This window comes from Bacillus sp. 196mf (assembly GCF_003217275.1).
In the GTDB taxonomy this organism is placed as follows: domain Bacteria; phylum Bacillota; class Bacilli; order Bacillales; family Bacillaceae_G; genus Bacillus_A; species Bacillus_A thuringiensis_S.
The window spans coordinates 106,936-131,297 of the sequence record NZ_QJTG01000004.1; the positions used below are offsets into that span (position 1 = coordinate 106,936).

Sequence of the window (24,362 nt, forward strand, 5' to 3'; positions counted from 1 at the left end):
TCCACTTTTTTCTTGCCACTGATAAAGAGACACTATATCTGACTTACATAAATATCCTATTTATTCAAATTTGTCCTTTCTAATGGTACAATTAGATTCATGGAGGGATATTATGGTAAGTTTTTATGTAACACTGTTTCTTATATTTGGTACTGCGATATTTTTATTTTTCTTGTCTGGTTCATCAAAAATTAAGGCTAAAAATCTATCATTGATAATGATCTGTTTAGGGATAAATCTACTCACAAGTCCAATGGCTTTATTTATAGGTGTGATGGCAACAGACTCTCCATATAGCACTACGCTTGATTTTTTTGGAGGATGTCTCTTTATTCAGGGAATACCGCTCCTCCTCCTACTTGCAGCTTTTTTGAAGTTTGCAATAGCAAAGAAAACAAAACAAGTATAGTATAAACTCTATATTTCTTTTAATAATTTAAGGTTATATATTTTCTGCGTTAGCTGCTTTTAACCACGCTTCGTAGAATTCTGTAACTGATGCATACCGTTCTGCTCGATTGTTATTTACAGCACGATACGCTACCTCATATAATTCCTTACTTGCTTCCCATTTTATAAAAGAACGATCTTTTTCACCGCCTAAAAGTGAGAAAGCCATTGCTCCCATATTAAATACATTTGTTCTTTCATCAATTGTTGCGTTTAGTTCAAATTCCTCTGGTGACATAAAACGGGAGGAACCCCATAGCCGGCCCATTTTATTTATGTAAGGTTTCTTACTGTATAAATCTATATCACAAATTTTTGTTTCGTTTGTATTAAAATTATATAAAATACTACCGTCATAAAAATCTATCGCTACATAGTTTTTCTTTTCTACATAAGTATGGAAAGAAAAAAGGGAATGTAAGGAATGAATTCGTTCTATAGCAGATAAATGCCTAAATTTATAAAATGGTGAGTTTGGATTTTTATATTTCTCAGGAGGTGGGAAACTCCAATGCGAATGAAGACATTCACCATCAAACCAATCGAAAATTAATACATATCCAGATTGAGCTGGAAAATGATCAATTAGTCTTATGAGCGATTCATGTTTTAAATCTTCATAGATAGTAACTGAATTTTTTAGCCTTTTAATAGCGTGACCCGTTGTTCCTTCAAATCCAATTGCTTGTGCTCCTGCGTATTTGATAAATTTCTTATGCCCATCTTTTTCTACACCAAAACTTATATTACCTGAGTCTTGCTGGTCAAAAACTGCAAATACGGTCCCTAATTTAATAAGCCAATCAAAATTATGATATTCTTTTAATTGGAATGTTACGTTATTTAACTGAATTTCCACGGAATTATCTTTCATAGATTACCTCACATTTAATATAATTATGTTGTACATGCCACTATTCGACATATTTTATGGAAATCCTATGCTAATAATATAAAATTTTATAAATATAATGATAAACACTTATAAAGAGGTGAATACAATGGATCAACAAATTGTTATTAAAGCATATCAAAAAGACTGGGTTGAAGAGTATATAAAAGAAAAAGAGAAATTCTGTTCCTTGTTAGGACAAGAAATAATTGCTGTTGAACATATAGGAAGCACAGCAGTAGAAGGATTAGGAGCTAAACCTCTTATTGATATGATGATTGGCGTAACAGACTTACAAATTACTGAAAACTGGATTGAAGTTCTATCGGAAATTGGATATGAGTATGTTCCAAAAGATGCAACCAATTGGCGTTTTTTTAGAAAGGGAAAATGGAGAGCGGGTACTCATCATTTGCATATTTATATTTATAATAGTGATGAGTGGAGAAACAATATTTTATTTCGTGACTTTCTAATAAGCCATGAATGGGCACGTAAAGAATATAGAGAATTAAAAGAGAGGCTTGCTATTACATATGCTTTTGATCGTGTTTCATATACAAAGGCAAAAGCGCCATTTATTCGAAAAATATTAGAATTGGCTAGAATTCAATAAATTTATAGATTCTTATCTAACTAGTTTTGAAACCTCTTCCTATACTTTTTATAGGGAGAGGATTTTTTGTTTTTTTCATGACAAAATATATAATTTCTAATTATTGGAGGCAAACTATTTTATTTATTTTGATATTTCTAGTACATTGGAAATATTAAGGGGGAATTAAGCAATGAAAGCTATTGTACATCAATATGAAAAAGGATTAGAGGGGTTAGAATATAAATTTTCACCTGAGATAAGTCCTAATGCAGGTGAAGTAAAAATAAAGTTAAAAGCTGCAGGGTTAAATCATAGGGATTTATTTATTATAAACAATAGAAAAGAAATGGATCTACCATTAGTAATAGGGTCAGATGGCTCAGGAATTGTTACAGAAATAGGAGAAGGAGTTTCAAATATTACACTACATACAGAAGTTATTATTAATCCTAGTATTGGATGGGAACATGCTACTGAAGTACCGGAGTTACCGGAAGTGCTAGGTGGACCGAAAGATGGAACGTTTGCTGAATATGTAATTGTACCGGCTGAAAATGTAGTAGAAAAGCCGGCATATCTTACTTGGGAAGAATCAGGTGTTTTATCTTTATCCGCATTAACAGCATATAGAGCACTTTTTACAAAGGGTAGATTGAAGTGCGGTGAACATGTTTTAATTCCGGGAATAGGCGGTGGTGTAGCTACATTTGCCATGTTATTCGTGAAAGCAATCGGCGCAAAAGTGAGTGTTACTTCAAGGGTAGAGAATAAAAGGGAACTTGCTGAAAAATATGGTGCAGATATTTCTTTTAATAGTACCGGAAATTGGGAAGAGAGCTTACAAGGTGAAAAAGTAGATTTAATAATAGATAGTATAGGCCCGGCAACTTTCTTGAAATATTTTGATGTATTAAAACCAAATGGAAGAATCGTGAATTTTGGTGCAAGCTCAGGAGATAAAATTGAATTACCATTACGCGCATTATTTTATAATCAAATTGATATTATGGGAACATCCATGGGTAGCCGTGAGGAATTTAATGAGATGATAAAGTTTATTGAAAAATATCAAATTAAACCAATTATTGATAAGGTTTACTCGTTAGAAGAAGCAATTCGAGCACTAAGCCGTATGGAACATGGGGAACAATTCGGAAATATTGTACTTCAAATGAATTAAAAAATATGATTTTGCAATTAGTATATTTAAATGAATATGTTATGTATTTCAAACATGAAAAAAATACGAACCGCCTTATTATAAAGGCTTACCGGCTTTATACATAAATAGCGTATAAAATTTGTTTAATAATTGTCACATGAGTAATAGTAAAATGAGAATTAGATGAAAAAAGTTTAAGCCTATTTTCATAATGGTATTGTATACTGTGTAAATCAAGAACACTTGTATGTAAGGAGAGAGTTTAATGAATTACACAGTATTTCAGTGGTTTAATAATTTTGCTGATTCATCCAAACTATTAGATACGTTAATGATTGCTATTACAAATAGCGCTGCATACGTAGCCGTTCTATTTATGTTTATCTTATGGTTTAATAATGGAAAGAAAGAAAAGGCAATTAGAAAACAATATACAGTTTTATATACGACGCTTTCGGTTATTATTGCATTATTAGTAAATGTTCTTATACACGCGGTATATTACCATCCGCGTCCGTTCGTATCACATGATGTACATCAATTAGTACCACATGCAGCAGATTCATCATTCGTTAGTGATCATTCTGTACTTGTATTTTCAATCGCCTTCGTATTTATTCTTAGAGGAGAAAAACTGAAATATATCGCGCTATTATGGGCAGTACTAGTCGGTATATCACGTATGTACGTAGGTGTTCATTATCCTTTAGATATACTTGGTGCAGCATTCTTAACACTTATTACGAGTGCTTTAGTAATGCAAAGTACACGTATGTTTGAACCAATAGCGAAACTTGTATTCAAAATGTATGCATTAGTAGCGAGACGAATTCCTTTCTTAGCGAAATATAACCATATCGCATAATTTTCCTATAAAAAGTTCCCCTTTGGACATCCAGAGGGGAATTTTTTTATAGGAAATACGAAAAGAGTTTAGAGTGCTCTGTAATCAAGTTGTACTAATTAATATTCTGAAATTTCACGCACCGTATTTTAAATATATAAAATAATAACACAAAATAACAACAGTTAGTTTTGCATTGTTTTAAAGGAATTAAAAAGAAAACTTCGAAACATATAGTATCGTAAACAAAAACTACAAATTTTAAAACGGATCTTCGTACGAATCCATTCCAAAAGAGAGGAGATAAGTATGCAAAAACTCCAAACGAATAAAGGCGCTCGATATATGATGATTGCTTTTATTGTTTTGTTTCTTATTATGATTTTGCGTATATTCTATATTCAGGCAGTAGGAGTCGTGCATAATGTGAATGTAAAGGATCTCGCGAATGAACAACATAATAAAAAAGGTGTTTTAGAAGCGAATCGTGGCACTATCTATGATCAAACCGGAAAGGTGTTAGTACAAGATTCTACAACGTATCGAGTTGTTGTGAATTTAAAAGGAAAAGATAAAGTGAAAAATAAAGATGAAACCGCACAACAATTAGCCGATGCGCTTGAAATTGATAAAGAAGAAGTATTAAAAAACTTTCATGAAGGGCGTACGCAAGTTGAAATTGGGAAAATTGGTCGGAACTTATCTAGGGAAAAGAAGGAAAAAATTAATGATTTAAAAATACCAGGTGTATCTTTTATGTCAGAAAAAGCAAGAGTGTATCCGAATGAAGACTTTGCATCCTATATACTTGGTTTTGCTAGACCAGATGATAAAGGGAATACGGAAGGGAAGTTTGGGCTTGAAAAGAGTTTGGATAAATATTTGCGCTCTACAAACGGAAATATAGAATATGTGGGTACACGAAGGGGAATTCCGCTTACAAATGATATAGGTAAAGTAGAACCAGCTAAAAATGGGAATAACGTATATTTAACGCTTGATAAACAAATTAATAGTTTTTTAGAAGAAGCGATGAACAAAGCGCAAGAACATTATGATCCTTCTATGTTAATTGGCATTATTGCTGATCCAAAAACAGGAAAGGTTTTAGCGATGTCTAGTAAACCTAGTTACAATCCTAATGTAGGTGATATCGAATACTTTTTAAATGACCCGATTGCAAATGCATATGAACCAGGTTCAACAATGAAAGTTTTTACATTAGCAGCTGCCATTAATGAAGGTGTATATAACGGAAAAGAATATTTTCAATCTGGAAAATATTCCGTTGGTTCATCTGATATAAAAGACCATAATGGTGGATTTGGATGGGGATCAATTACATTTGATGAAGGATTTGAAAGGTCATCAAACGTAGCTTTTTCTATTTTAGAAGATCAGTTACTGAAACCAAATAAATTTAAGCAATATATGAATAAATTTGGATTCAATCAAAAAACAGGGATAGATTTACCTGGAGAAAGGAAAAATACTTTATTATTAAATACACAAATTCAACAGGTTACAACTTCTTTCGGTCAAGGTTCTACAGTAACTCCGATTCAATTAATCCAAGCGGCTACTGCTATAGCAAATGACGGGAAAATGATGCAACCATATATCGTTGATAAAGTTGTAAATCCAACAAACAAAGAAGTTATTATGGAAAATCAACCGAAAGAAATTGGGAATCCGATAAAAAAAGAAACAGCGGACAAGGTTAGAAGCTTAATGGAGCGTGTTATAACATCTTCAAAAGGAACTGGTACAATGTATAAAGTGGATGGTTATCCAATTGGAGGTAAGACAGGAACAGCACAAATCCCGAATCCTGAAAATGGTCGATATATGGAAGGGAAAGAGAATTACATTTTCTCCTTTTTAGGAATGGCTCCAATTGACGATCCGGAGTTAATCGTATACTTAGCTATTAAGCAGCCAAAGTTAAAAGGAGATGAGTATGGAGCTCAGCCTCTTGCTGAAATATTTAAACCTGTTATAAAAAACAGCCTTGAATATTTAAAGGTGAAACCGTATACAGAAAAACAAATAGCTGATGCAACGGAAAAATCCCAATTAAAAGTGCAAAACTATGTGAATCAATCCATGGATACGGTAGAGAATAATGTAAAAAAAGAGAAACTCCAACCGATAATTTTAGGAGAAGGAAAAATAATAAAACAATATCCACAGTCTGGCGAGGTAATAAGTGAAGGTGATCGGATATTTTTATTAGGGAATAACGCACAAATGCCAAATGTAAAAGGGTGGTCCATGCGTGATGTTATGTATTTCTCTAAACTTTTGAAATTAGATTTGAAAACTTCTGGTACGGGTTATGTAACGAGTCAAAGTATTGAAAAAGGACAAGATTTACAAGAAGGAGATACACTAGAACTAGAATTAGAACCGCCGTTACAACCGTTAACAGAGGCGAATACGAATTAATCCAGGCATTTGGAAGGAGCTATATGCAAATAGCTCTTTCTTTAGAGTTGCGAGTAATTTCACGCACCGTAATTTTCAGAAAAAATAATAAATAAAAGAACTAACAGTGACACGTTGTTAAATATCTAATTATTGTTTATTTACAGTTAAATGTATATGTGATAATATGGAAAAAATAAATGCAGTGAAGAGAAGAGTAAATAAAATGAATTTTTCACAGAGAGCTCCATGTAGCTGAAAAGGAGTAAAAATTCTTTATTGAACCAAGCCTCTGAGCAGCACATCGGAACCTATTATTAGGGGATGGTGTGACGGGAGCTCCCGTTATAGAGCTATGGTATAAGCATGAATTAGAATGCAGTACCTGATAAGGTTAGTATGGTGACATATTAACAAACTAGGGTGGCACCGCGATGATAAATCTCGTCCCTAAGATTAAAAGTCTTGGGGGTGGGATTTTTTTATTGTTGTAAAACAATTTTGAAAGCGGGGGCCAAAAATGAAAAATTTTCTTAAAGATTGGAAATATCCTTTATTACTACTGTCCGGTGTTGGTATTGCGAATTTAGGGGCATGGATTTACTTAATAGCACTGAATGTACTTGTCTATCATATGGGTGGCTCAGCCTTAGCTGTCGCTACTTTATATGTAATAAAACCATTAGCCACTTTATTTACAAACGCTTGGTCTGGGAGTATGATTGATCGTTTAAATAAACGGAAATTAATGATTCACCTCGATATATATCGTGCGTTATTTATCGCTATTTTACCTTTACTTCCGTCACTTTGGATTGTTTATGTATTCGTATTCTTTATAAGTATGGCCAGTGCAATTTATGAGCCAACTGCTATGACGTATATGACGAAATTAATTCCAGTAGAGCAAAGACAACGTTTCAACTCATTACGTACTTTAATAGGATCTGGTGCATCATTAATTGGACCAGCAGTAGCGGGGGGATTATTAATTGCAGGTACACCAGAGTTTGCTATATATATGAATGCTATAGCATTTCTCTTATCAGGATTCATTACATTACTTTTACCTAATCTTGATAAGAAAGAAGCTTCGGATACAACAAGTAATACATTATCTCTTACAGTATTAAAAAAAGATTGGAACACTGTTATAAATTTTAGTAGAAAACATGTGTATGTCGTATGTGTGTATTTCTTATTTCAAAGTATGTTCGTATTAGCAACTGCTACTGATTCACTTGAACTATCGTTTGCGAAAGAGGTATTACTACTAACAGATAGTGAATATGGTTTTCTAGTTAGTATAGCTGGTGCAGGATTTATTTTAGGTGCCATAACAAATACAATTTTGTCAAAGAAATTAGCACCTTCATTTCTAATTGGAATAGGATCATTATTCATCGCAATTGGTTATTTAATTTATGCTTTTTCAAATATATTTTTAATAGCTGCTATTGGATTCTTTATTTTATCTTTCTCTATGGCATATGCAAATACAGGCTTTTATACGTTTTACCAAAATAACGTTCCCGTTCATATAATGGGACGGATCGGAAGTATATATGGACTTGTTATTGCGTTAGTAACAATCTTTATTACAATATTATCTGGTGTTGCGACTCAGTTCATTTCTATACAACTTGTAGTTATTGTAGGTTCATTGATCATGTTATTTATTACTATCGTCTTGTGTGTGTTTACTTTATTCCCATCACAATCTAAGTTGTATTCTACTGAATCAATAAAGTGAAACTTTAATCAGGGGGGCATCCCCCACTGATTATCAGCCCTCACCAATCGGGCTTTTACGGGCAGCAGGGTCCCCACTTAACTTCTTTGCTTTCGCTGAATTTTGAGATGGGGGTCCTACTGCCCACAAATAGCGGCATACATTCGAAATGAACTTTGTGTTCTCATTAACAATTTATCGTATTTAATAAAAGGGTTCTTTCCCCTTTATATGGAAAAATTAATAAGGGTAAAGAACAATACCGAAAGACAAGGGTGGTTGTCGTGATAAAAACAAAAGATGAAATTAATAAAATTGTAAAAGAAATACAAAAAAAAATAGATTTCTCTGGGGTAGTTTTAGTAAAAAAAGAAAAAGACTTAATCTATGAAAAAGCAATGGGTTACGCAAACCAAAGTGAATGTATAAACAATACGATACAAACAAGATTTGGCATTGCTTCAGGATGTAAAATTTTCACTGCAATTGGCATCTGTCAACTTGTTGAAAAAGGTGTTATTTCTTTTCATACAAAATTAAAGGATTGTCTAGAGATAAAACTTCCAAACTTCGATGAAGATATTACAATACATCAACTACTAACGCATAGCTCTGGTATACCAGATTATTTTGATGAAAGTATTATGGATAACTTCGAGGATCTTTGGAAACAAACACCTATGTATCTATTAAAGAGCTTAAAAGACTTTTTACCATTATTCCAAAACAGTAATATGATGTTTACACCTGGGAGTAAGTTTCACTACAACAACGCAGGTTTTATCATACTTGGATTAATAATAGAAGAACAGACGGGACTTAAATTTACGGAGTATATAGAAACAAACATTTTTAATTCGATTGGCATGAATGATTCTGGCTATTTTTCGTTAGATAAATTACCAAGACATACAGCTCTAGGATATATAAAGGACGAAACCAACCAAAATTGGAGAACAAACGCTTACTCTATACCAATAAAAGGAGGGGCTGATGGAGGTGCATATGTTACTGCACCAGACATGTTGAAATTTTGGGCGGCACTATTTAATAATGAAATTTTAGGAAAGGAATATACAAAGTTACTTTTAACTCCCCACATTCATGTAAATGATAAACAGTCTTACGGATATGGAATATGGATTGAAACACGAGAAAACAAGGTATTCAAATATCATGTAATGGGATATGATCCAGGCGTCAGTTTTCGCTCGGCCATATATCCAGAATTAGGAATCACTTTAGTTATTCCATCGAATAAAGGGGCAGGACCTGAAAAATTAATGACAGAAATAGAAAGAGCTTTTTAATTATATGGATATAAAAGAAGAGATACGAAAATAATTTAAACGGGTTTATGATTGTTTCTGTTCTGAAAAATATTTTAGTTAACGAGGAACCCTTTATTTATTAAATAAGGGGTTTTTGTAATTCTGCACAATTACATATGTTTATATGGATTTTTAAATTAAAAAACATTACTATATAATTGTAAATTTAAATTATTAATTCATATGAAAGGATGTGTTAACAATTTGTATATGATCAACGGTAGTTTGTTTATTATTTTAGGGGTTATTTGTTATTTAATTGTACGTGGAATATTAATTGGTACAAAAAATAAAAAACATATGATTTGGTGGAAAGAAATAATAAGTTTTTTATTCGTGGTCTACATTTGTATGGTTGTTGCAGTAACTTTATTCCCTTTACCAATCGGTTTTCCTTCTAATATTGAAAATCTGAATCGCTCGGTCAATATAATTCCATTTGCATCAATTATTAAAGACATCAATCAAATTGGTAGTGCTTATGATGGGGATGCCCTATTTATGATTGGTCTAATTGTAAGAAATGTAGGCGGGAATATTTTATTATTAATGCCTTTAGGATTTTTAGCACCAATTTTATGGGATAAATATAAAAAGTTCAAAAATACTATTTTATTGGGATTTACTATATCAGTTAGTATTGAATTGCTACAATTAATTCAGTCTTTATTTAGTGGAGTGGGACGTATTACTGATATTGATGATGTGATCTGTAATGTTATAGGTTCTATTATTGGATATTCTATTTATAATATCTTTTTAAAAGCCATTAATAAATTTAACATTCGAGTGTTGGGTAAAACTAATTCTAAAGGTGTGGAATTAGTTGATAAATAGGAGTTTAAACGAGTTATTAAAGGCGTACGAGTAAAAAGTACGTCTTTTTATTTTTATAAATAATGCTTAAGGCTGATGAGAAATCACATTTTCCATCTTACACTTGAAAGTAGCTATCGTATTTCAAGTATGGAATGAAAAGAGGAGAATATAATTTTTAAAGATAAACAAGTTTATAGGAGGATTCTAAATGGATATTTTACTTGTTGTTCTTATTATTGTTTTGATGCAAAGTAAAGAACGAAAAGTGAAAATAAACCGTATTTGTCTCATTCCGGCTTTGTTGTGCTTTGTAACAATCCAGTCCATTATTCATATGGGACAAATAACTTTGCTGCAAGGACTACTGTTTGTTGTAATGCTTGGAATCGGCTTAGGTCTTGGAATTATACGAGGAAGAGCTTTAACATTTCGAGTAGATAGTGAAACAGGTCATGTACTACGAAAAGGAAATTGGGTAAGTACAATAATCCTTCTTATTATTTTAGGAGCAAAAATTATAATTAAACAAAGTATGTTTTCTGGTAGTACACACCAGACATTAATGGTTGTAACAAACGCCTTTTTATGTATTACATTAGGCACCGTGATTAGTAGACGTTATTATATTTGGAAAAAATATAATGAATTAACACAAAAAGCGTAAATACATTCATCCCTTGTTTAACATTGCTAAGAACGGTAATACTAATTAACATTGAACTTTTACAACAAGGGATGATAATATGATATACATTTACACAGACTTCGGCGGTACTCATACAACTTCACTTGCTGCAGCGTATCATTTAAATAAATTACCAACGGATCGTAAGTTAACGAAAGAAGAAATTTTGAATGTAGATTACTTTAATAAATTGAAAACAGAAGATATGGGAAAAATTATTTTTCATGGAATTGATGAACATGGTCATCCTGTATATACGATTGGATGTGGCGCATCAAAAGTTGTTGTACCTGCGATGAAGCATTTAGGAGAAATCTTGCAAAAACATTATCAAAGTCATGAAAAAATTATTTTTTCTAATACATCACCAACTGTACCTTTACCAATGACTTTTGGTGGTCTGTTTTCTAGAAGGTTCCATATCGATTTTATTGGCGTACCGTTACTCGTATGGGGAGCAAAAATTTGCTGTGATAATATACAAAGGCTTGTTAGTTATACAAAAGAAGCTGGAAGATTAACGAATGATTATGTTGTAATTTTAGATAATGAAACTTTTAAATAGTATATGATAAGAAGAAAATCGAGCAAATTCCTTGATTTTCTTTTTTATTTGTGAAATAGACAAGAAATAGTCACATTTTATATACATCTACTATAGCCAAAACAATAAAGTCCTGTTACTATTACAGGGATATTCTCTTTTTATAACATAAATATATAGAAAAATTAGAAAAGAGGAATTGAATTAAGGGAGGAACAACATGAAGCGTGTTGCTTGGATTACTGATAGTACAACTGCGAATTTAAAAACAGAAGGAGATAACTTTGTTATCCCAATCGAAGTTATTATTGATGGAATGTCGTACAAAGATTGTGAAGAAGGTGTACGTGAACGTGTTTATAATGCGTTAAACGAAGGTAAAACAGTCACTACTTCACAACCTAATATTGGGGAAATGGTAGAGTTATTTACGAAATGCAAAGAAGAATATGAAGAAGGATTTGCAGTTGCTATTAGCGGAAAAGTAAGTGGAACCTATCAAAATATGAAGCTAGCTGCAGAAATGGCAGGTTTTCCATTAACGGTATTAGACAGTGAAACAACAAGTTATCCAATGGATGAACTAATTAGAAAAGCGAAATCGTTATACAATGATGGTATGACTTTACAAGATATACACAAAACATTAGTAGATGAAAAAAGAAGACCTTTCCACGTATTCCCGAAAAGTTTAAAAGGCCTTTATGCAAGTGGTCGTGTAAAGGGCATTCAATTTTTACTTGGAAGTTTATTAAGTGTTAACTTAATATTAGAAGTAAAAGGTGGAGAGCTTTTACTTGAAAAGAAAGTTCGTAAAATCCAAAAATGTCGAGAATATATTAAAAATGAACTTGAAAAAGAATTACCAAAAGTACTTCATATGTTCCATGCTAATGATAAAGATGGAGCCGAAGAATGGATTGCAGATATTAGACAAGCATTCCCTGAAATGGATTTCAAATTATATCCATTACCAATTTCATTTGCGGTTCATGCAGGTGAAGGTACAATAGCAATTAGTTATTAAAGTAAAACCCGTGAATTATTCACGGGTTTTTTATTTAATTAAAACAAAATGGGATCTCGACATATCTCCATCGAACTTAGTAATATTGCATTTTTAAACCATTGCTCAGCTAACCCTATGCAAATTTACAATTTTTAATGTCAACACTTCAAACTTGACATACTTATTGAGAAAGAGTGAGAATGAAAATATAACACTTATCCGATACATTCAGGGGTTATTAGTATTGGATTTATTTTTAAGGGGGATGTTTAATGAAACCAGAAATAATTATCAGAAATTTCTTTAAAGAAGTGCGTTCAGGGAGTAATCCGGATTTTTCAAATCGATATATGGCAGATAAAGTATTGGCACATCAAGTTATATCTGAAGAGGAACAAACAGTATATAGATCGCCAAAAGATTACGCTGAGCATGTAAGAGAGATGGTTGAAGTATATGGGAATTTCTCTTTAGAAATTCAAGAATTATTAGTACAAGATAGTAAAGTATATGTACGCTGGAAACAAGTAGGTACACACATAGGAGAAATAGATGGGTATGAACCTACAGGTCTCCCTATAATTCAAATAGCAAGTGCAGTGTATAGAATAGAAAACGGGAAAATTTCAGAGTATTGGATTCAAATTGATAGATCAGGAATTCAAAATCAATTAGAATACAATAAAAATATTCAATAAATTATCTTTAAGAATAATAGGAAAAAGCATAAAAACAAGATTTTTAAAACGATTATTTCTGTTACATAAAGGATACAAATCAATGTACTTTTTTACTGAAAGATTCATTCAAATTAATAAAAAGAGAGCTTGTTTTAATAAATCTTTTAAAATATGCTCTCTTTTATTGTTTCTATGTGTACTGACATCAGTTTGATGTAACATTATTATACAGTAACAAGAAATATAGGCATCTGTTTATGAACCAAAAAAATAGCGACAATGGTTCATATGGTTTAAATTCGGTATACGCTAGTTAATAATGAAAATAATAAATTGCAGAAATATATAATAGAATATTCGCACTAATGTTTATACAGCTACAATCTATTTATATATAAGGTTATTAGGATTATATTGAAAATGAAAGAGAAAACAATAGATGGAAGGGGATGTTTTTTATGTTTAAAAAAGCAGCACTAGGGATTTCATCGTTAGCAATTACAGCGTTCGTCGGATTAGGAATGGCAACAGAAGCTTCAGCTGGACCAGCAGCACCACTTACTTCACTAAACGTCGTACAAGTAGAGTCTGAGCTAGGCGGGGTAGAAACAATTAATCAGAACAGCTTCAGCACATCGCGTAACCACGGGGGAAAATATTTATATATTACAACGAAAGAAATGGGCTATGGCCAAAACCCATTTGCTAAAATGAATGGTTCTAATGTAAAAAGTATTGATTCCACTATAATTGGCGGAAGACCAATCGTTGGCTGGTATTATAAATGGGATGCTTCTGGACACCAACAAGGAACGTTTGAGTACCAAAAGACATCTATAAATTCACCATTTAATACAATGCGTACATCAATTTATATCCAATAATCTTGAAAGCGTTCGCACATATAGAATAGTAAAAAAGGTACTTCTAGGAGTACCTTTTTTTGATTTGAATCACGTTCATCTATATTTACAATCCTGATTTCACAGCAAAAATACTTACCATAAAACAAAATCCTTAAACGTCTATAAAATTAATATGAACGCGTAGTACAAGTCCGCTACAGTTAAAGTACGTAACTTTACATATTTCAACTCAATGAAGAAGGAAGAAACTGTAGTACTTACGCCGCAGTTTTTAATTTATCCATGAACTCATAGTTTAATTTTAAGTTTTTTAGATATATAGACATAACCGTACTACCTGCTACTCTTTTTTAAAATTCAAGATTAAAAAGAGTAGCTAAACTTAAATAAGCTTAGCTTGATGGATATATGGCGGAACTCTAAAATTAATTACATCTTTTTCATAATATAAACAATTTTATATAGGGAGATGAAAGGATTTTTTAAAATAATAAAGAAGTATGTATAAACAAATATATAAATGGTAGTGATTAGGATGAAAATCAGTAAGTTTGCAGAAGTAAATAATGTAAGTGTAGATACGATTAGACATTATATGGATCTCGGACTCGTTATTCCTGAGAAAAAAGGAAGTCACTATTTTTTTGACGAGTATTGTCAAAAGGATATAGAACTTATATTAGAGTACAAATGGATAGGGTTTAGCTTGAATGAAATTAAAGAACTGTTTCTTTATAAAAATTTAGGGAAATCCTTAGACTATGAAAAGGATATTTTTTATCAATCTTTATTTAAAGTAAAATATGAAAAGATTGAACAAGAGATAAAAACCTTAAAGGAACGAAAAGATAAATTAAAGAAAACGTTAAATAATTTATCTATAGAAACTGAAATTTCGAGTTCAATTTTAGGGGTAGATTTAAAAGTACTTCATTTATTTAAATGTGTTAAGTGTAACGGAAATTTAATTCTTGAAGATGGCATTATTAATAAAAATCAAATTGTTGAGGGGAAATTAATTTGTAATTGTGGTGAAGAATACGCGATTACTTCCGGAGTTTTAACAGCTGGAAAATTATTTGAGGTGTATAAGAGGAAATCACTTGAAGATTCTATTTCAGATTATATCCATGAAACGGATACTGCTTTTTTGGAAAATGTTCAAAGAGGAGGAGAATGGGCGAAAAAGAAACTAATGCAATTAGATTTAAATGAAAAAATACTACTTGATTTAGGGTCTGGTATTGGGTTCTTTTTACGAAATATTTATGAAGAACTACCGGAAGAGTGTTTATATATTGCTGTTGATCGAGATTTGAATAAACTTTTACTTTTAAAAGATGTAATTGAGAGAAGAAATGTGAAAAGAAATATTGTATTTATCTGTGCCGACTTTCTAAACATACCTATTCAGAATAATTCTGTTGATATTGTAATCGATCAATCAGGTACAAGTAATTATAGTTTTGAATATGAGGAGTTCTTATTGTGTGAATTAAATTCCCTTTTTAAACACAATTGTTATTTATTAAGTTCATTTATTTTATTTAATAAATTCAGCATAAATAGCCAAATTGCACCTAGACTCAGAGAGAATTTTACATCTGCAAAAGTAACAAAAGAAATCGAAAATTTACAGTTTCAATCTATTGATGAAAGTACTTCAAATTATTTGATACGAGGGGGAAGGTACGAGGATTTCTTTGTTCAAGGAGAAGAAATTTATACATATTCATTTTTCTGAAAAAGATGGGGTTAACCCCATCTTTTATTTATTTCCCCTTAAAACTTTTCAAATAGTACATATTGCTATTGGGTTGACCCAAGAACTTACAATGTACGTAACACAAAGTTAGGTAGGGGGAAAAGTGATGGGAAGTTTACGATTACATATAGAAAATAAAAAAAGAAACCAAGAACTAAGAAATATGTGTCTCTATTCATTCGGGAAAACAGTATCAATATTTGGTAGCTCTATTTATAGTTTTGCATTAGGATTATATGTTTTACATATAACCGGATCAGCATTAAATTTTGCCATTACGCTTATTTTAGGAACTATTCCGATGATTGTTATGAATCCATTTGCTGGTGTAATTGCAGATAAAGTTGATAAAAAGAAATTGGTCATTTGTATGGATTTACTAAGTGGAAGCTTATTAATTACTGTTTATATATTTAGCAGTAATTATGGATTAGACTTATTCACCATTTATGCTACTACCTTTCTTATAACGATATTTACAACATTTTTTGGAATAGGATTAGAAGCTGCAAAACCAAATATCGTCTCCAAAGAGAGGCTAATGAGTATTAACTCTATAAGTAAAATTATCGATTCTATATCTTTAATTCTAGGTCCTATGTTAGGTGGTATTGTTTTTGCAGTCTTTGATATTAAAATTTTTATAATTATAAACGGTATTTCATTTATCCTTTCGGCTATTTCCATATTATTTATTAACTTTAAATTGTTTGAGCAAAACATAAATGAGGAATGTTCAATTAGAAAAATTAATTTTATTGAAGATATAAAGGAGGGATACTCTTACTTAATGGAGCGGAAAAGCTTAAAAAATACGTTCAGTATTTTAATTTCACTTAATTTCTTCTTAGGGTTTGCTGTAACTGTTCCATTGCCATACATTATTAATACAGTTCTCGATCTTGGTTCTAAACAATTTGGTATGATTCAAGGGACTTTTCCAGTAGGCATGATAATTGGTGCGATTTTAGTAAAAAAGATAACCAATCGTTTTTCTTACGCTTATCTTTTGAAAAAGTTAAGCTTTATGTTGGCGGTTTTTATGATTATTTCAGGAATTCCAGTTTTATTCAAAAGTTTTGAGGTAAATGATTTTGTATACGTTATTACCTATTGTGTTGTTATGTTTTTTTTAGGACTAATTATAGTGCTTATTGATATACCTATAGCTTATTTCATGCAAAAAGAGATTCCTGATGAATATAGAGGGAGGGTTCTCAGCATTGGATTAAGTATAAGTAAAATGATGCTTCCTATAGCAATGGCGCTATCCGGTCTATTATTAAATTATATTCCAGCCTACATGATTACAATTGTAGGGGGAATCTTATATTTAATAGTAATTAAAGTTTCATCGAATTGTTTCATATTAGAAGTTCATTCGAAAGATTATAGCGCTTAGTAGATCTTAGATTATTTATATAATGGATACTGCTACATTTTTCAAGATAAGAAATGCAAATACTATAAAATGAAAAAATCGGCTGATTTCCCATGAACAATTTTGAAAAGATTACATATTCGTTTTGGAGACTACTTTAAAATTGTAGGTTGAGGGGGATGAATATCGTTCTAAATACAATAAGAAAATTTAACTTTGTTGATTGACCTTCCCCTTACAGGAAGCAGTATATTTAAAATAATTAATTACAGGAGGTGAGTGTTATGCTTTCAATTGGAGAGTTTTCAAAAATATCTCATCTTACAATGAAGACGCTGCGCTATTATGATGAAATTGGGCTTTTAAAACCAGCTTTCATAGACCCTAAGAATGGATATCGCTACTATGATATTTTCCAATTAGAAATAGCTTTATTGATTACACGATTAAAAACTTATTTATTTTCGCTGGAAGAAATTAAGGATATTTTAGAAAATCGGGAGAAAACTGAATTGCTTAACTCTAAAATGAAAACCAAACAAGAAAATCTAATACAGCAGATAACATATTATTCTTCTTTATTAAAAAAATTAAAGCGTGATATTCAACAATTAGATGAAGAGGAAAGTATCATAGGTTACTTAAATCATATTGAGATTAATCTTGTAAATCACTTAACCTATAATATATCATCTCAGCGAAAACAAATTAATACCGTTGATTTCCTAACACACTTTAATGAGTTGTTTAGTAAAATTTCATTTGAAAATTTATTACCTATTGCAAAACCACTTGCTATTTTCCATAGTTCAGAATATGTACCTGAAAATTATGATGTGGAAATTGCGATTCCCCTTGCAGAAGCCACAAATAAAACAAAAGTGTTTAATCCCGGTCTTTGCGCAATGGCTACGCTTATTGGTTCTTACGAAGAATTACCTTTTATTCATACAAAGCTACACGTTTGGATTGAAGAAAATAACTATAAACTGAATGGAGCTCCGTTTGAAGTTTATAAAACGAATCCTTATAGCACACAGGAGGAGAATAATATCATAGAAGTTTATTTTCCTATAAAATGAATAAAGGAAGGAGCGTATCACAATGTATGGTATAAACCGGCCAACAATAAAAGAAAAAATATTAATTTTAGTTACTGAGATTATCTATCTAATCATTGCGTATTACTTACTTTTCATTACTTATTTCAAACCAGGCATTTCAATAGGGCTGTTTATAGCTTTAATTATCACCGCTTTACGATTAACGGCTATGATGTTTATATGGTTGTCTAGAGGGATTTCATGGCAAGAAGCCATTATGAACAGTATTGCTTTTGGAATTTATTATTTAGGTTTTCCAATCTTAATGATTACTAGTAATCAGGATCCTAATTTAATATTACTTACAATAGGTTGGATATTGTTTTTAGGAGGAAGTATGTTAAACACAGTTTCAGAGCTACTTAGAAAATCCTTTAAAGACAATCCTGTAAATCAAGGTAAGCTATATACAGGTGGTTTATTTAAATATGCGATTCATATTAATTATCTGGGGGATTGCCTTTGGGTGTTAGGTTTAGCATTTATCGCTAGCAATATTTATAGTTTATTTATACCTCTAGGCCTGTTCTTTGTATTCGTTTTTGAATATATTCCAAAATCTGATGGTTACTTACAGAAAAAGTATGAAGAACAATTTACAGTCTATAAACAGAAAACAAAAAAATTAATACCGTTTATTTGGTAAATCAGTTTCATAAATTATAAAAAGCGCAGGATCAGCATCCTGCGCTTTTCTATCGTAATTCAGCGGTTTTTCTAATGACAATCTTATCAATATCATCTTCTTCATCACCAATAAATAATCCGCGTTCTTTTAAATATGCTTCAAAATATAAATCTGCTTCAGCGCGTTCGTCATATGGCTTTACAGAGAGAACGAAACCTAATTTGTTTTGTTCTTCTAAGTGAGAAGTGGAGATGTAAGCCGGTACATTATGGCGTAAAAAGAGTTCTTTAACCGGAATAATCATATCTTTCATTAATTTCGTTAGCATACCCATTTCAAACTCGAAATTAAAGCGATCTATACTAGATAAATCAGCGAATACTACACCGATAAAACCTGTATTAAATACTTCTTGATATTCTACATCTTCATCATGGCCGCCATAAAAATTCTTTTCGATTAAATAATTTACAAAATAAGCAACGCCATCACTTTGTTCAAATGGTTTCGTTGAAAGAACAAAACCAATTTTCTTTTGTTTATGTAAATACACACATGACATGTATGCTGAAATGTTATGTTCTTTAAATAAAGCACTTGTTGCTCCAGAGAGACCATCTAGTACGTGATGAACAATTTGAAGTTTTTTACGAGCGAAATAATAGGATTTCTTTTGTAACTCCAATGTATCAATAAAGACAGAGCCGATAAAGCCTGTATTTGAAATAATAGGTGCTTGCTTTTTTCTTCCTCTGCGCTTTAATGGAGCCATTGTTAAAATCATCCCTTCATGTACGTTTAAAATAAAAAGAACGTTTGTTCGTATATTTACATTTTACTATTAAAACGCTATAAAGTAAAGGGTTTTTGATGAAAATATAACAAAAAAGACACCTTATAAAAGGTGCCTTAAACGCTGTAAGGGATAGGGTTTACCCTAACTATTTATATTATGATACAGAAACAATCTCTTCTGTATCTTCTACATCTAAATGACAGTCCATAGTACGAACATCTTGATCTTCATGACTTCCGAAATAAATAGTAATTTTCATATGTATCGCTCCTTTATTCTAGGAATACCTAAAATAATTACTAGTAATGTTAATATTTATTATATACCACTTTTTTCATTCCGACAACGTTATATCATTTTTAATTATTTTAAACTATAGAGCACAATTTAAAGAGATACTTTTTATAGAAAATGGTAAATTTCTAATATGTTATATTTAATATAGAAAAATTCGAGTGTTACTTTTTATGAAAAGGAGAACTATTGATGAATTATAAACAACTACTACTAGAAAACTTTGCATTTAAAACTTCATATGTTGCACAATTTGTGCCCGGAATGAGTATAAAAAAAACGAAAGATTATATTGCTGTTGATTGTGGATTACCTGCCGATACATTTAATATCATCACTCTACTAAACAATAATTTAACGGAAGGGATCGAGAAATTATATAAAGAGGTAGAATACTATTATCAAAGAAATTTTCCAATGAGTGTTTGGTTATGGGATGAGGAGCAAGAGCGGGATATAAAAAGTGAGTTAATTAAAATCGGTTTAAAAGAAGTAGAACAGAATATTGCGATGGTAGCAGACTTAAAAACAATTTCCCCAACAATAAACATGCCAGTAAGTTTTACTATTCAACAAGCATCTTCACCTGGACAAATAAATAAATTTGGAGAAACGTTAGCTGATCTATTCGGTACATCAGAAGAAGGTATACATGTACAAGCATTCTATAATCAAATTTCTAATCTTGATATATGTAACAGTGAGAATCTGAAATTATTTTTAGGGTTATATGAAGGTGAAGTCGTAACTGTTGGTTCATTGATATGTTCAAAAGATAGTATTGGTATTTATGACATAGCAACGAAAGAAGGAATGAGAGGACGAGGGTTCGGATCTGCTATGTTCAATTTCCTGCTGCAAGAAGCACATAAATTTAAAAATACGTATTGTGTATTACAAGCTTCACCCGATGGAATCAATATTTATAAAAAATCGGGATTTCAAGCTATCGGCAAAATGACTGTATTGGAAAATCGACATTTAATTGAGTAAATCATTCAAGTTAAATCGTCTTTATATAGGAGCTTATAAATCGTTATGAAAAAGATATATCTCGTTACAATAATTTGTGCATTTATAGTAATAAGTATCTTTGTTTTTCAGAAAATAAATGAACATAAGTATACTAAAGCTATTAATCAATCAAATCATATAAAAAATATCGCACATAGAGGTGCTTCTGCATATGCGCCTGAACATACAATAGCAGCATATAAATTAGGACAAAAAATGAATGGAGATTATATAGAAATTGATCTCCAAATGACAAAAGATGGGCATTTAGTGGCAATGCATGACGAAACCTTAAACCGTACAACAAATGGTACTGGGCTAGTGAAAGAGCATACATTAGAAGAAATAAAGCAACTAAATGCAGATTCTTTTTTCAACGAAAAATATCCGAACTTAGCAAAGAAAGAATTTGAAAATGCTAAAGTCCCAACATTAACAGAAATTATTGAAACGTTTGGGCATAACGCAAACTATTATATTGAAACAAAATCACCTAATGAATATCCAGGAATGGAAGAAAAATCATTAGAAATTATTAATCACTATGAAATACAGGATAAAGTTATTATTCAATCGTTTAGTGAAGAAAGTCTGCAAAAGATTCATAGCTTAAATAGTAATATATCTTTAGTACAATTATTACCTAATAAAAAAGCAGTTCAATTAACAGAATTAGAGATAGAAAAGTATAAAACGTACTGCATAGGTCTTGGTATGAATTACAAATATATTGATTCAGATTATGTAAATAAAATAAAGAAAAACGGATTAGAAGTTCATCCATTTACAGTAGATAATGAAAAAGATATGAAAAAGTTACTTTCATGGGGAGTCGACGGGATGTTTACTAATTATCCGGATCGTTTACATTCAATATTGGATTTGAAAAGTCATGAATAAGAAGTGTTATTCATAAAGGGAAAATTTACACAACCTATATATTAGGATTAATAATGCAAGGTGGCATGTTGCATATAAAAAGAAAATACCAAAAACCGCAACTTGAAGACTTAGGTTGTGGTTTTTTTATTGCTTCGATTTCAACTTACAAAGTTTGAAGCTAGAAGTGAAAACCTTTTTAGCTGAATTGGCTTCCTATGTATTTGTACTTCGTATCGTTCTAGGTATATGTACAACCCGTGAGACGAGTTTTGCATAGGATAATAGAAAAGGAGATGTTGCATATTGAAATACCACAATAGAAATGTAAGTAATCTGAATAAATTAGCGGATAATACGAAAGCTGCAGCTTTTAAGTGGTATCAGTACTGTATCGACAATGGAATTGAAGTATTAATTTATGAAACAATCCGTACGGTCGAGCAACAACGTGAATATGTTCGTAAAGGAGCATCACAAACGATGCGCTCATATCACTTAGTAGGACAGGCATTAGATTTTGTTCCAATCCAGTCGAATGGTACAGAAGATTGGAATGGCTATAATAAAGAACCGTGGGCATCAGCAATTCGTTATGCTAAACAAATTGGCTTTGAATGGGGCGGCGACTGGAAAGGATTTGTGGATAGCCCGCATTTGCAATATAACTACAAAGGATATGGAACGGATACTTTTGGAAAAGGTGCTCAAAACGTAGTGACTCCTCCCCCGTCGAATGATAGTGTAGGGATTGCTTATATTAACGGTAGTAATGTAAATTTACGAAAAGGACCTGGTACTGGATATGGCGTTATTCGTCAATTAGGGAAAGGAGAGTCCTACAAAGTATTTGGACAATCAAATGGTTGGTTAAATCTCGGTGGCGATCAGTGGATTTATAACGATCCATCATATATTCGTTATACGGGAGGAAATGTACCAACACCTTCACAATCATCAAACGAGGGTGTTGGTGTAGTTACTATAATCGCTGATGTATTGCGTGTTCGTACCGGCCCAGGAACAAATTACGGCATTGTGAAAAACGTGTATCAAGGTGAAAAATATCAATCATTTGGATATAAAGATGGTTGGTATAATGTTGGTGGAAATCAATGGGTTTCTGGTGAATATGTTACGTTTGTAAAGTAAAAATAAGAGCCGTCCTGTTGGGCGGCATTTTATTTTAAATATTCATAGGACGAGCATTTATAATATTATTTGTAATACATAGAGTATAATTTTTCATTCTAATAATCAGAAAGTAATCAAAATGTAATTAATTTCAACTACGCTTTTTATATTTTTTTGATACACTGGCTACGAGGGGGATACCAATTAAGGTGGGTAAAAACCAAAACCATATTGGCGGAAGTAAATTTAAAATGGGAATATGGATGCCGATATTTACTAAAAGTGCGGTGACTGCACCAATATAAGAACCTAGCATACCTCTAATGTGGTGATGGAGCCAATTTTTCCAACGTTTTTTTCGTGCAAGGTATCCATAAATCGCAAATGAATAAGAGAAGATTGCTACATAAAATAAATATGCGATTTTATCCCAGTTGATAATGGATAATATTATTGCCGTAAGGGTAATGACAACATAGGATGCATGATATATTTCGCCCCATTCGGTATGTTTTCCTTTCTTCTTTTGGGCAACCATCGCTACAATACCAGTGATTAAGCATATTGTTCCAAATAGGATGTGTATGGTTAAAAGAATGTTAAAAATGCTCATAATAATTCCTCCTTTTTTATTTTTATAGTATTGCAGTATAGGAGAAAAGTTGAAAAATATAGTTAGTTCGGCTTAATATATTGAAATAAAGGTACTCCTAGAACAAAACCCAATGATTTAAATATTTAGTGAGATGATTATTATGTTAAATGAAGGAGAGACTTCTATGTTTACATCTATTACATATTTACAATCGGGCAATGAGAAACAACAAAAAATATATGATGTTTTGAATAGCCTAAACATAATGGAGGATTTAGCTTTATATAATCCCGTTCTTTGCGGGACAATCCCTATAAGAATTGATACTCCTCAATCTGACTTAGATATTGTAATGGAAGTATATAACTTTGATGTTTTTGAGCAGGAAATGAGATCTTTATATGGTTCTTATGGAGGGTTCAACATAAAAAAGAAAAAAATTAAAGGTACTGAATCGATAAAGGTGAATTTTGAATTCGAAGGTTTTGAATTTGAATTATTTGCTCAACCGAAGCCAGTGCGTAATCAAAATGCATATAGACACATGATAGTGGAACACATGCTATTAATGCAGCATCCCCATATAAGGGAAGAAGTTATTCGCTTAAAGGAACAAGGTTTAAAAACAGAACCTGCTTTTGCTCAAGTATTAAATATTGACGGAGATCCTTATGAAGAACTTATTTTATTAGGGCAGGAAATGAAATTGTGGTAAATAAGATACATAAAAAAAT

24 protein-coding genes and 1 other annotated feature are annotated in these 24,362 nt (G+C 31.5%); of the genes, 21 read left to right on the forward strand and 3 right to left on the reverse strand.

Features of this window, described 5'->3' with window-relative positions; genetic code table 11:
* Positions 1–112: 112 nt before the first annotated feature.
* A complete protein-coding gene (locus tag ATL10_RS08900; RefSeq protein ID WP_000253417.1) occupies positions 113–409 on the forward strand; it encodes a hypothetical protein in 297 nt (98 codons plus the stop codon).
* A gap of 33 nt (positions 410–442) precedes the next feature.
* On the opposite strand, the gene ATL10_RS08905 is transcribed toward ATL10_RS08900, so the two are convergent.
* Positions 443–1,324, reverse strand: coding sequence for a protein kinase domain-containing protein (locus ATL10_RS08905; protein ID WP_110496775.1), 882 nt, complete (start codon positions 1,322–1,324; stop codon positions 443–445).
* Between the two features lie 127 nt (positions 1,325–1,451).
* On the opposite strand from ATL10_RS08905, the gene ATL10_RS08910 reads away from it, so the two are divergent.
* The 16 genes from ATL10_RS08910 (at position 1,452) to ATL10_RS08985 (ending at position 18,934) form a co-directional block, all read left to right on the forward strand.
* Complete coding sequence (locus ATL10_RS08910) at positions 1,452–1,958, forward strand: GrpB family protein (RefSeq protein ID WP_000372679.1); 507 nt, start codon at positions 1,452–1,454, stop codon at positions 1,956–1,958.
* Positions 1,959–2,130: 172 nt separating this feature from the next.
* Positions 2,131–3,120, forward strand: coding sequence for a zinc-binding dehydrogenase (locus tag ATL10_RS08915; RefSeq protein ID WP_090977938.1), 990 nt, complete (start codon positions 2,131–2,133; stop codon positions 3,118–3,120).
* 247 nt (positions 3,121–3,367) lie between these two features.
* Positions 3,368–3,967 carry an undecaprenyl-diphosphatase gene (locus ATL10_RS08920; RefSeq protein WP_001110124.1) on the forward strand — a complete coding sequence of 200 codons (600 nt, stop codon included), beginning with the start codon at positions 3,368–3,370 and terminating at the stop codon, positions 3,965–3,967.
* 288 nt (positions 3,968–4,255) lie between these two features.
* A complete protein-coding gene (locus ATL10_RS08925; protein ID WP_098235449.1) occupies positions 4,256–6,394 on the forward strand; it encodes a penicillin-binding protein in 2,139 nt (712 codons plus the stop codon).
* Between the two features lie 175 nt (positions 6,395–6,569).
* Positions 6,570–6,828: a binding site (T-box leader), on the forward strand.
* 65 nt (positions 6,829–6,893) lie between these two features.
* Positions 6,894–8,126 (forward strand): MFS transporter, encoded by a 1,233-nt coding sequence (locus tag ATL10_RS08930; RefSeq protein WP_097923833.1) that lies wholly within the window; start codon positions 6,894–6,896, stop codon positions 8,124–8,126.
* A gap of 263 nt (positions 8,127–8,389) precedes the next feature.
* Positions 8,390–9,415 (forward strand): serine hydrolase domain-containing protein, encoded by a 1,026-nt coding sequence (locus tag ATL10_RS08935; RefSeq protein WP_100910222.1) that lies wholly within the window; start codon positions 8,390–8,392, stop codon positions 9,413–9,415.
* Positions 9,416–9,640: 225 nt separating this feature from the next.
* On the forward strand, positions 9,641–10,273 hold the full coding sequence (locus ATL10_RS08940; RefSeq protein ID WP_061660852.1) for a VanZ family protein: 633 nt from the start codon (positions 9,641–9,643) through the stop codon (positions 10,271–10,273).
* A 190-nt stretch (positions 10,274–10,463) separates the two neighbouring features.
* Positions 10,464–10,919 carry a CcdC protein domain-containing protein gene (locus ATL10_RS08945; RefSeq protein WP_090977932.1) on the forward strand — a complete coding sequence of 152 codons (456 nt, stop codon included), beginning with the start codon at positions 10,464–10,466 and terminating at the stop codon, positions 10,917–10,919.
* A 79-nt stretch (positions 10,920–10,998) separates the two neighbouring features.
* A complete protein-coding gene (locus ATL10_RS08950) occupies positions 10,999–11,505 on the forward strand; it encodes a DUF3189 family protein (RefSeq protein WP_000639421.1) in 507 nt (168 codons plus the stop codon).
* Between the two features lie 199 nt (positions 11,506–11,704).
* Positions 11,705–12,511: a DegV family protein gene (locus tag ATL10_RS08955; RefSeq protein WP_000831926.1), complete on the forward strand. Its 807-nt coding sequence runs from the start codon at positions 11,705–11,707 to the stop codon at positions 12,509–12,511.
* A gap of 254 nt (positions 12,512–12,765) precedes the next feature.
* Positions 12,766–13,191 (forward strand): ester cyclase, encoded by a 426-nt coding sequence (locus tag ATL10_RS08960; RefSeq protein WP_053564321.1) that lies wholly within the window; start codon positions 12,766–12,768, stop codon positions 13,189–13,191.
* Positions 13,192–13,631: 440 nt separating this feature from the next.
* A complete protein-coding gene (locus ATL10_RS08965) occupies positions 13,632–14,057 on the forward strand; it encodes a DUF4879 domain-containing protein (RefSeq protein ID WP_000472917.1) in 426 nt (141 codons plus the stop codon).
* A gap of 517 nt (positions 14,058–14,574) precedes the next feature.
* Positions 14,575–15,783: a MerR family transcriptional regulator gene (locus tag ATL10_RS08970; protein WP_110496777.1), complete on the forward strand. Its 1,209-nt coding sequence runs from the start codon at positions 14,575–14,577 to the stop codon at positions 15,781–15,783.
* 127 nt (positions 15,784–15,910) lie between these two features.
* Positions 15,911–17,206 (forward strand): MFS transporter, encoded by a 1,296-nt coding sequence (locus tag ATL10_RS08975; protein ID WP_110496779.1) that lies wholly within the window; start codon positions 15,911–15,913, stop codon positions 17,204–17,206.
* A gap of 263 nt (positions 17,207–17,469) precedes the next feature.
* Positions 17,470–18,267: a MerR family transcriptional regulator gene (locus tag ATL10_RS08980; RefSeq protein ID WP_100910221.1), complete on the forward strand. Its 798-nt coding sequence runs from the start codon at positions 17,470–17,472 to the stop codon at positions 18,265–18,267.
* A 22-nt stretch (positions 18,268–18,289) separates the two neighbouring features.
* A complete protein-coding gene (locus tag ATL10_RS08985) occupies positions 18,290–18,934 on the forward strand; it encodes a methyltransferase family protein (protein WP_072938607.1) in 645 nt (214 codons plus the stop codon).
* 49 nt (positions 18,935–18,983) lie between these two features.
* Here the strand turns inward: ATL10_RS08985 and ATL10_RS08990 are convergent, their stop codons facing one another.
* Positions 18,984–19,688, reverse strand: coding sequence for a hypothetical protein (locus ATL10_RS08990; protein ID WP_000035355.1), 705 nt, complete (start codon positions 19,686–19,688; stop codon positions 18,984–18,986).
* 510 nt (positions 19,689–20,198) lie between these two features.
* Between ATL10_RS08990 and ATL10_RS09000 the strand changes: the two genes are divergently transcribed.
* The 3 genes from ATL10_RS09000 to ATL10_RS09010 all read left to right on the forward strand — a co-directional run bounded on the left by ATL10_RS09000 (position 20,199) and on the right by ATL10_RS09010 (position 23,051).
* A complete protein-coding gene (locus ATL10_RS09000) occupies positions 20,199–20,999 on the forward strand; it encodes a GNAT family N-acetyltransferase (RefSeq protein WP_072938610.1) in 801 nt (266 codons plus the stop codon).
* 45 nt (positions 21,000–21,044) lie between these two features.
* Entirely contained in the window at positions 21,045–21,920 is an 876-nt protein-coding gene (locus ATL10_RS09005) for a glycerophosphodiester phosphodiesterase (RefSeq protein WP_072938612.1), read from the forward strand.
* 285 nt (positions 21,921–22,205) lie between these two features.
* Positions 22,206–23,051: an SH3 domain-containing protein gene (locus tag ATL10_RS09010; RefSeq protein ID WP_000873736.1), complete on the forward strand. Its 846-nt coding sequence runs from the start codon at positions 22,206–22,208 to the stop codon at positions 23,049–23,051.
* A 133-nt stretch (positions 23,052–23,184) separates the two neighbouring features.
* Here ATL10_RS09010 and ATL10_RS09015 read toward each other — a convergent pair whose 3' ends face one another.
* Positions 23,185–23,646: a DUF2306 domain-containing protein gene (locus ATL10_RS09015; RefSeq protein ID WP_053564312.1), complete on the reverse strand. Its 462-nt coding sequence runs from the start codon at positions 23,644–23,646 to the stop codon at positions 23,185–23,187.
* Positions 23,647–23,812: 166 nt separating this feature from the next.
* Between ATL10_RS09015 and ATL10_RS09020 the strand changes: the two genes are divergently transcribed.
* Positions 23,813–24,343: a DUF4269 domain-containing protein gene (locus ATL10_RS09020; RefSeq protein WP_000495197.1), complete on the forward strand. Its 531-nt coding sequence runs from the start codon at positions 23,813–23,815 to the stop codon at positions 24,341–24,343.
* The last annotated feature ends 19 nt before the right edge of the window (positions 24,344–24,362 follow it).

Excerpts from the sequence above, each read along its gene's own strand:
- ATL10_RS08900 (WP_000253417.1), top strand. The coding sequence starts at position 113 with ATGGTAAGTTTTTATGTAACACTGTTTCTTATATTTGGTACTGCGATA.
- ATL10_RS08905 (WP_110496775.1), bottom strand. The coding sequence starts at position 1,324 with ATGAAAGATAATTCCGTGGAAATTCAGTTAAATAACGTAACATTCCAA.
- ATL10_RS08910 (WP_000372679.1), top strand. The coding sequence starts at position 1,452 with ATGGATCAACAAATTGTTATTAAAGCATATCAAAAAGACTGGGTTGAA.
- ATL10_RS08915 (WP_090977938.1), top strand. The coding sequence starts at position 2,131 with ATGAAAGCTATTGTACATCAATATGAAAAAGGATTAGAGGGGTTAGAA.
- ATL10_RS08920 (WP_001110124.1), top strand. The coding sequence starts at position 3,368 with ATGAATTACACAGTATTTCAGTGGTTTAATAATTTTGCTGATTCATCC.
- ATL10_RS08925 (WP_098235449.1), top strand. The coding sequence starts at position 4,256 with ATGCAAAAACTCCAAACGAATAAAGGCGCTCGATATATGATGATTGCT.
- ATL10_RS08930 (WP_097923833.1), top strand. The coding sequence starts at position 6,894 with ATGAAAAATTTTCTTAAAGATTGGAAATATCCTTTATTACTACTGTCC.
- ATL10_RS08945 (WP_090977932.1), top strand. The coding sequence starts at position 10,464 with ATGGATATTTTACTTGTTGTTCTTATTATTGTTTTGATGCAAAGTAAA.
- ATL10_RS08950 (WP_000639421.1), top strand. The coding sequence starts at position 10,999 with ATGATATACATTTACACAGACTTCGGCGGTACTCATACAACTTCACTT.
- ATL10_RS08955 (WP_000831926.1), top strand. The coding sequence starts at position 11,705 with ATGAAGCGTGTTGCTTGGATTACTGATAGTACAACTGCGAATTTAAAA.
- ATL10_RS08960 (WP_053564321.1), top strand. The coding sequence starts at position 12,766 with ATGAAACCAGAAATAATTATCAGAAATTTCTTTAAAGAAGTGCGTTCA.
- ATL10_RS08965 (WP_000472917.1), top strand. The coding sequence starts at position 13,632 with ATGTTTAAAAAAGCAGCACTAGGGATTTCATCGTTAGCAATTACAGCG.
- ATL10_RS08970 (WP_110496777.1), top strand. The coding sequence starts at position 14,575 with ATGAAAATCAGTAAGTTTGCAGAAGTAAATAATGTAAGTGTAGATACG.
- ATL10_RS08975 (WP_110496779.1), top strand. The coding sequence starts at position 15,911 with ATGGGAAGTTTACGATTACATATAGAAAATAAAAAAAGAAACCAAGAA.
- ATL10_RS08980 (WP_100910221.1), top strand. The coding sequence starts at position 17,470 with ATGCTTTCAATTGGAGAGTTTTCAAAAATATCTCATCTTACAATGAAG.
- ATL10_RS08985 (WP_072938607.1), top strand. The coding sequence starts at position 18,290 with ATGTATGGTATAAACCGGCCAACAATAAAAGAAAAAATATTAATTTTA.
- ATL10_RS08990 (WP_000035355.1), bottom strand. The coding sequence starts at position 19,688 with ATGGCTCCATTAAAGCGCAGAGGAAGAAAAAAGCAAGCACCTATTATT.
- ATL10_RS09000 (WP_072938610.1), top strand. The coding sequence starts at position 20,199 with ATGAATTATAAACAACTACTACTAGAAAACTTTGCATTTAAAACTTCA.
- ATL10_RS09005 (WP_072938612.1), top strand. The coding sequence starts at position 21,045 with ATGAAAAAGATATATCTCGTTACAATAATTTGTGCATTTATAGTAATA.
- ATL10_RS09015 (WP_053564312.1), bottom strand. The coding sequence starts at position 23,646 with ATGAGCATTTTTAACATTCTTTTAACCATACACATCCTATTTGGAACA.
- ATL10_RS09020 (WP_000495197.1), top strand. The coding sequence starts at position 23,813 with ATGTTTACATCTATTACATATTTACAATCGGGCAATGAGAAACAACAA.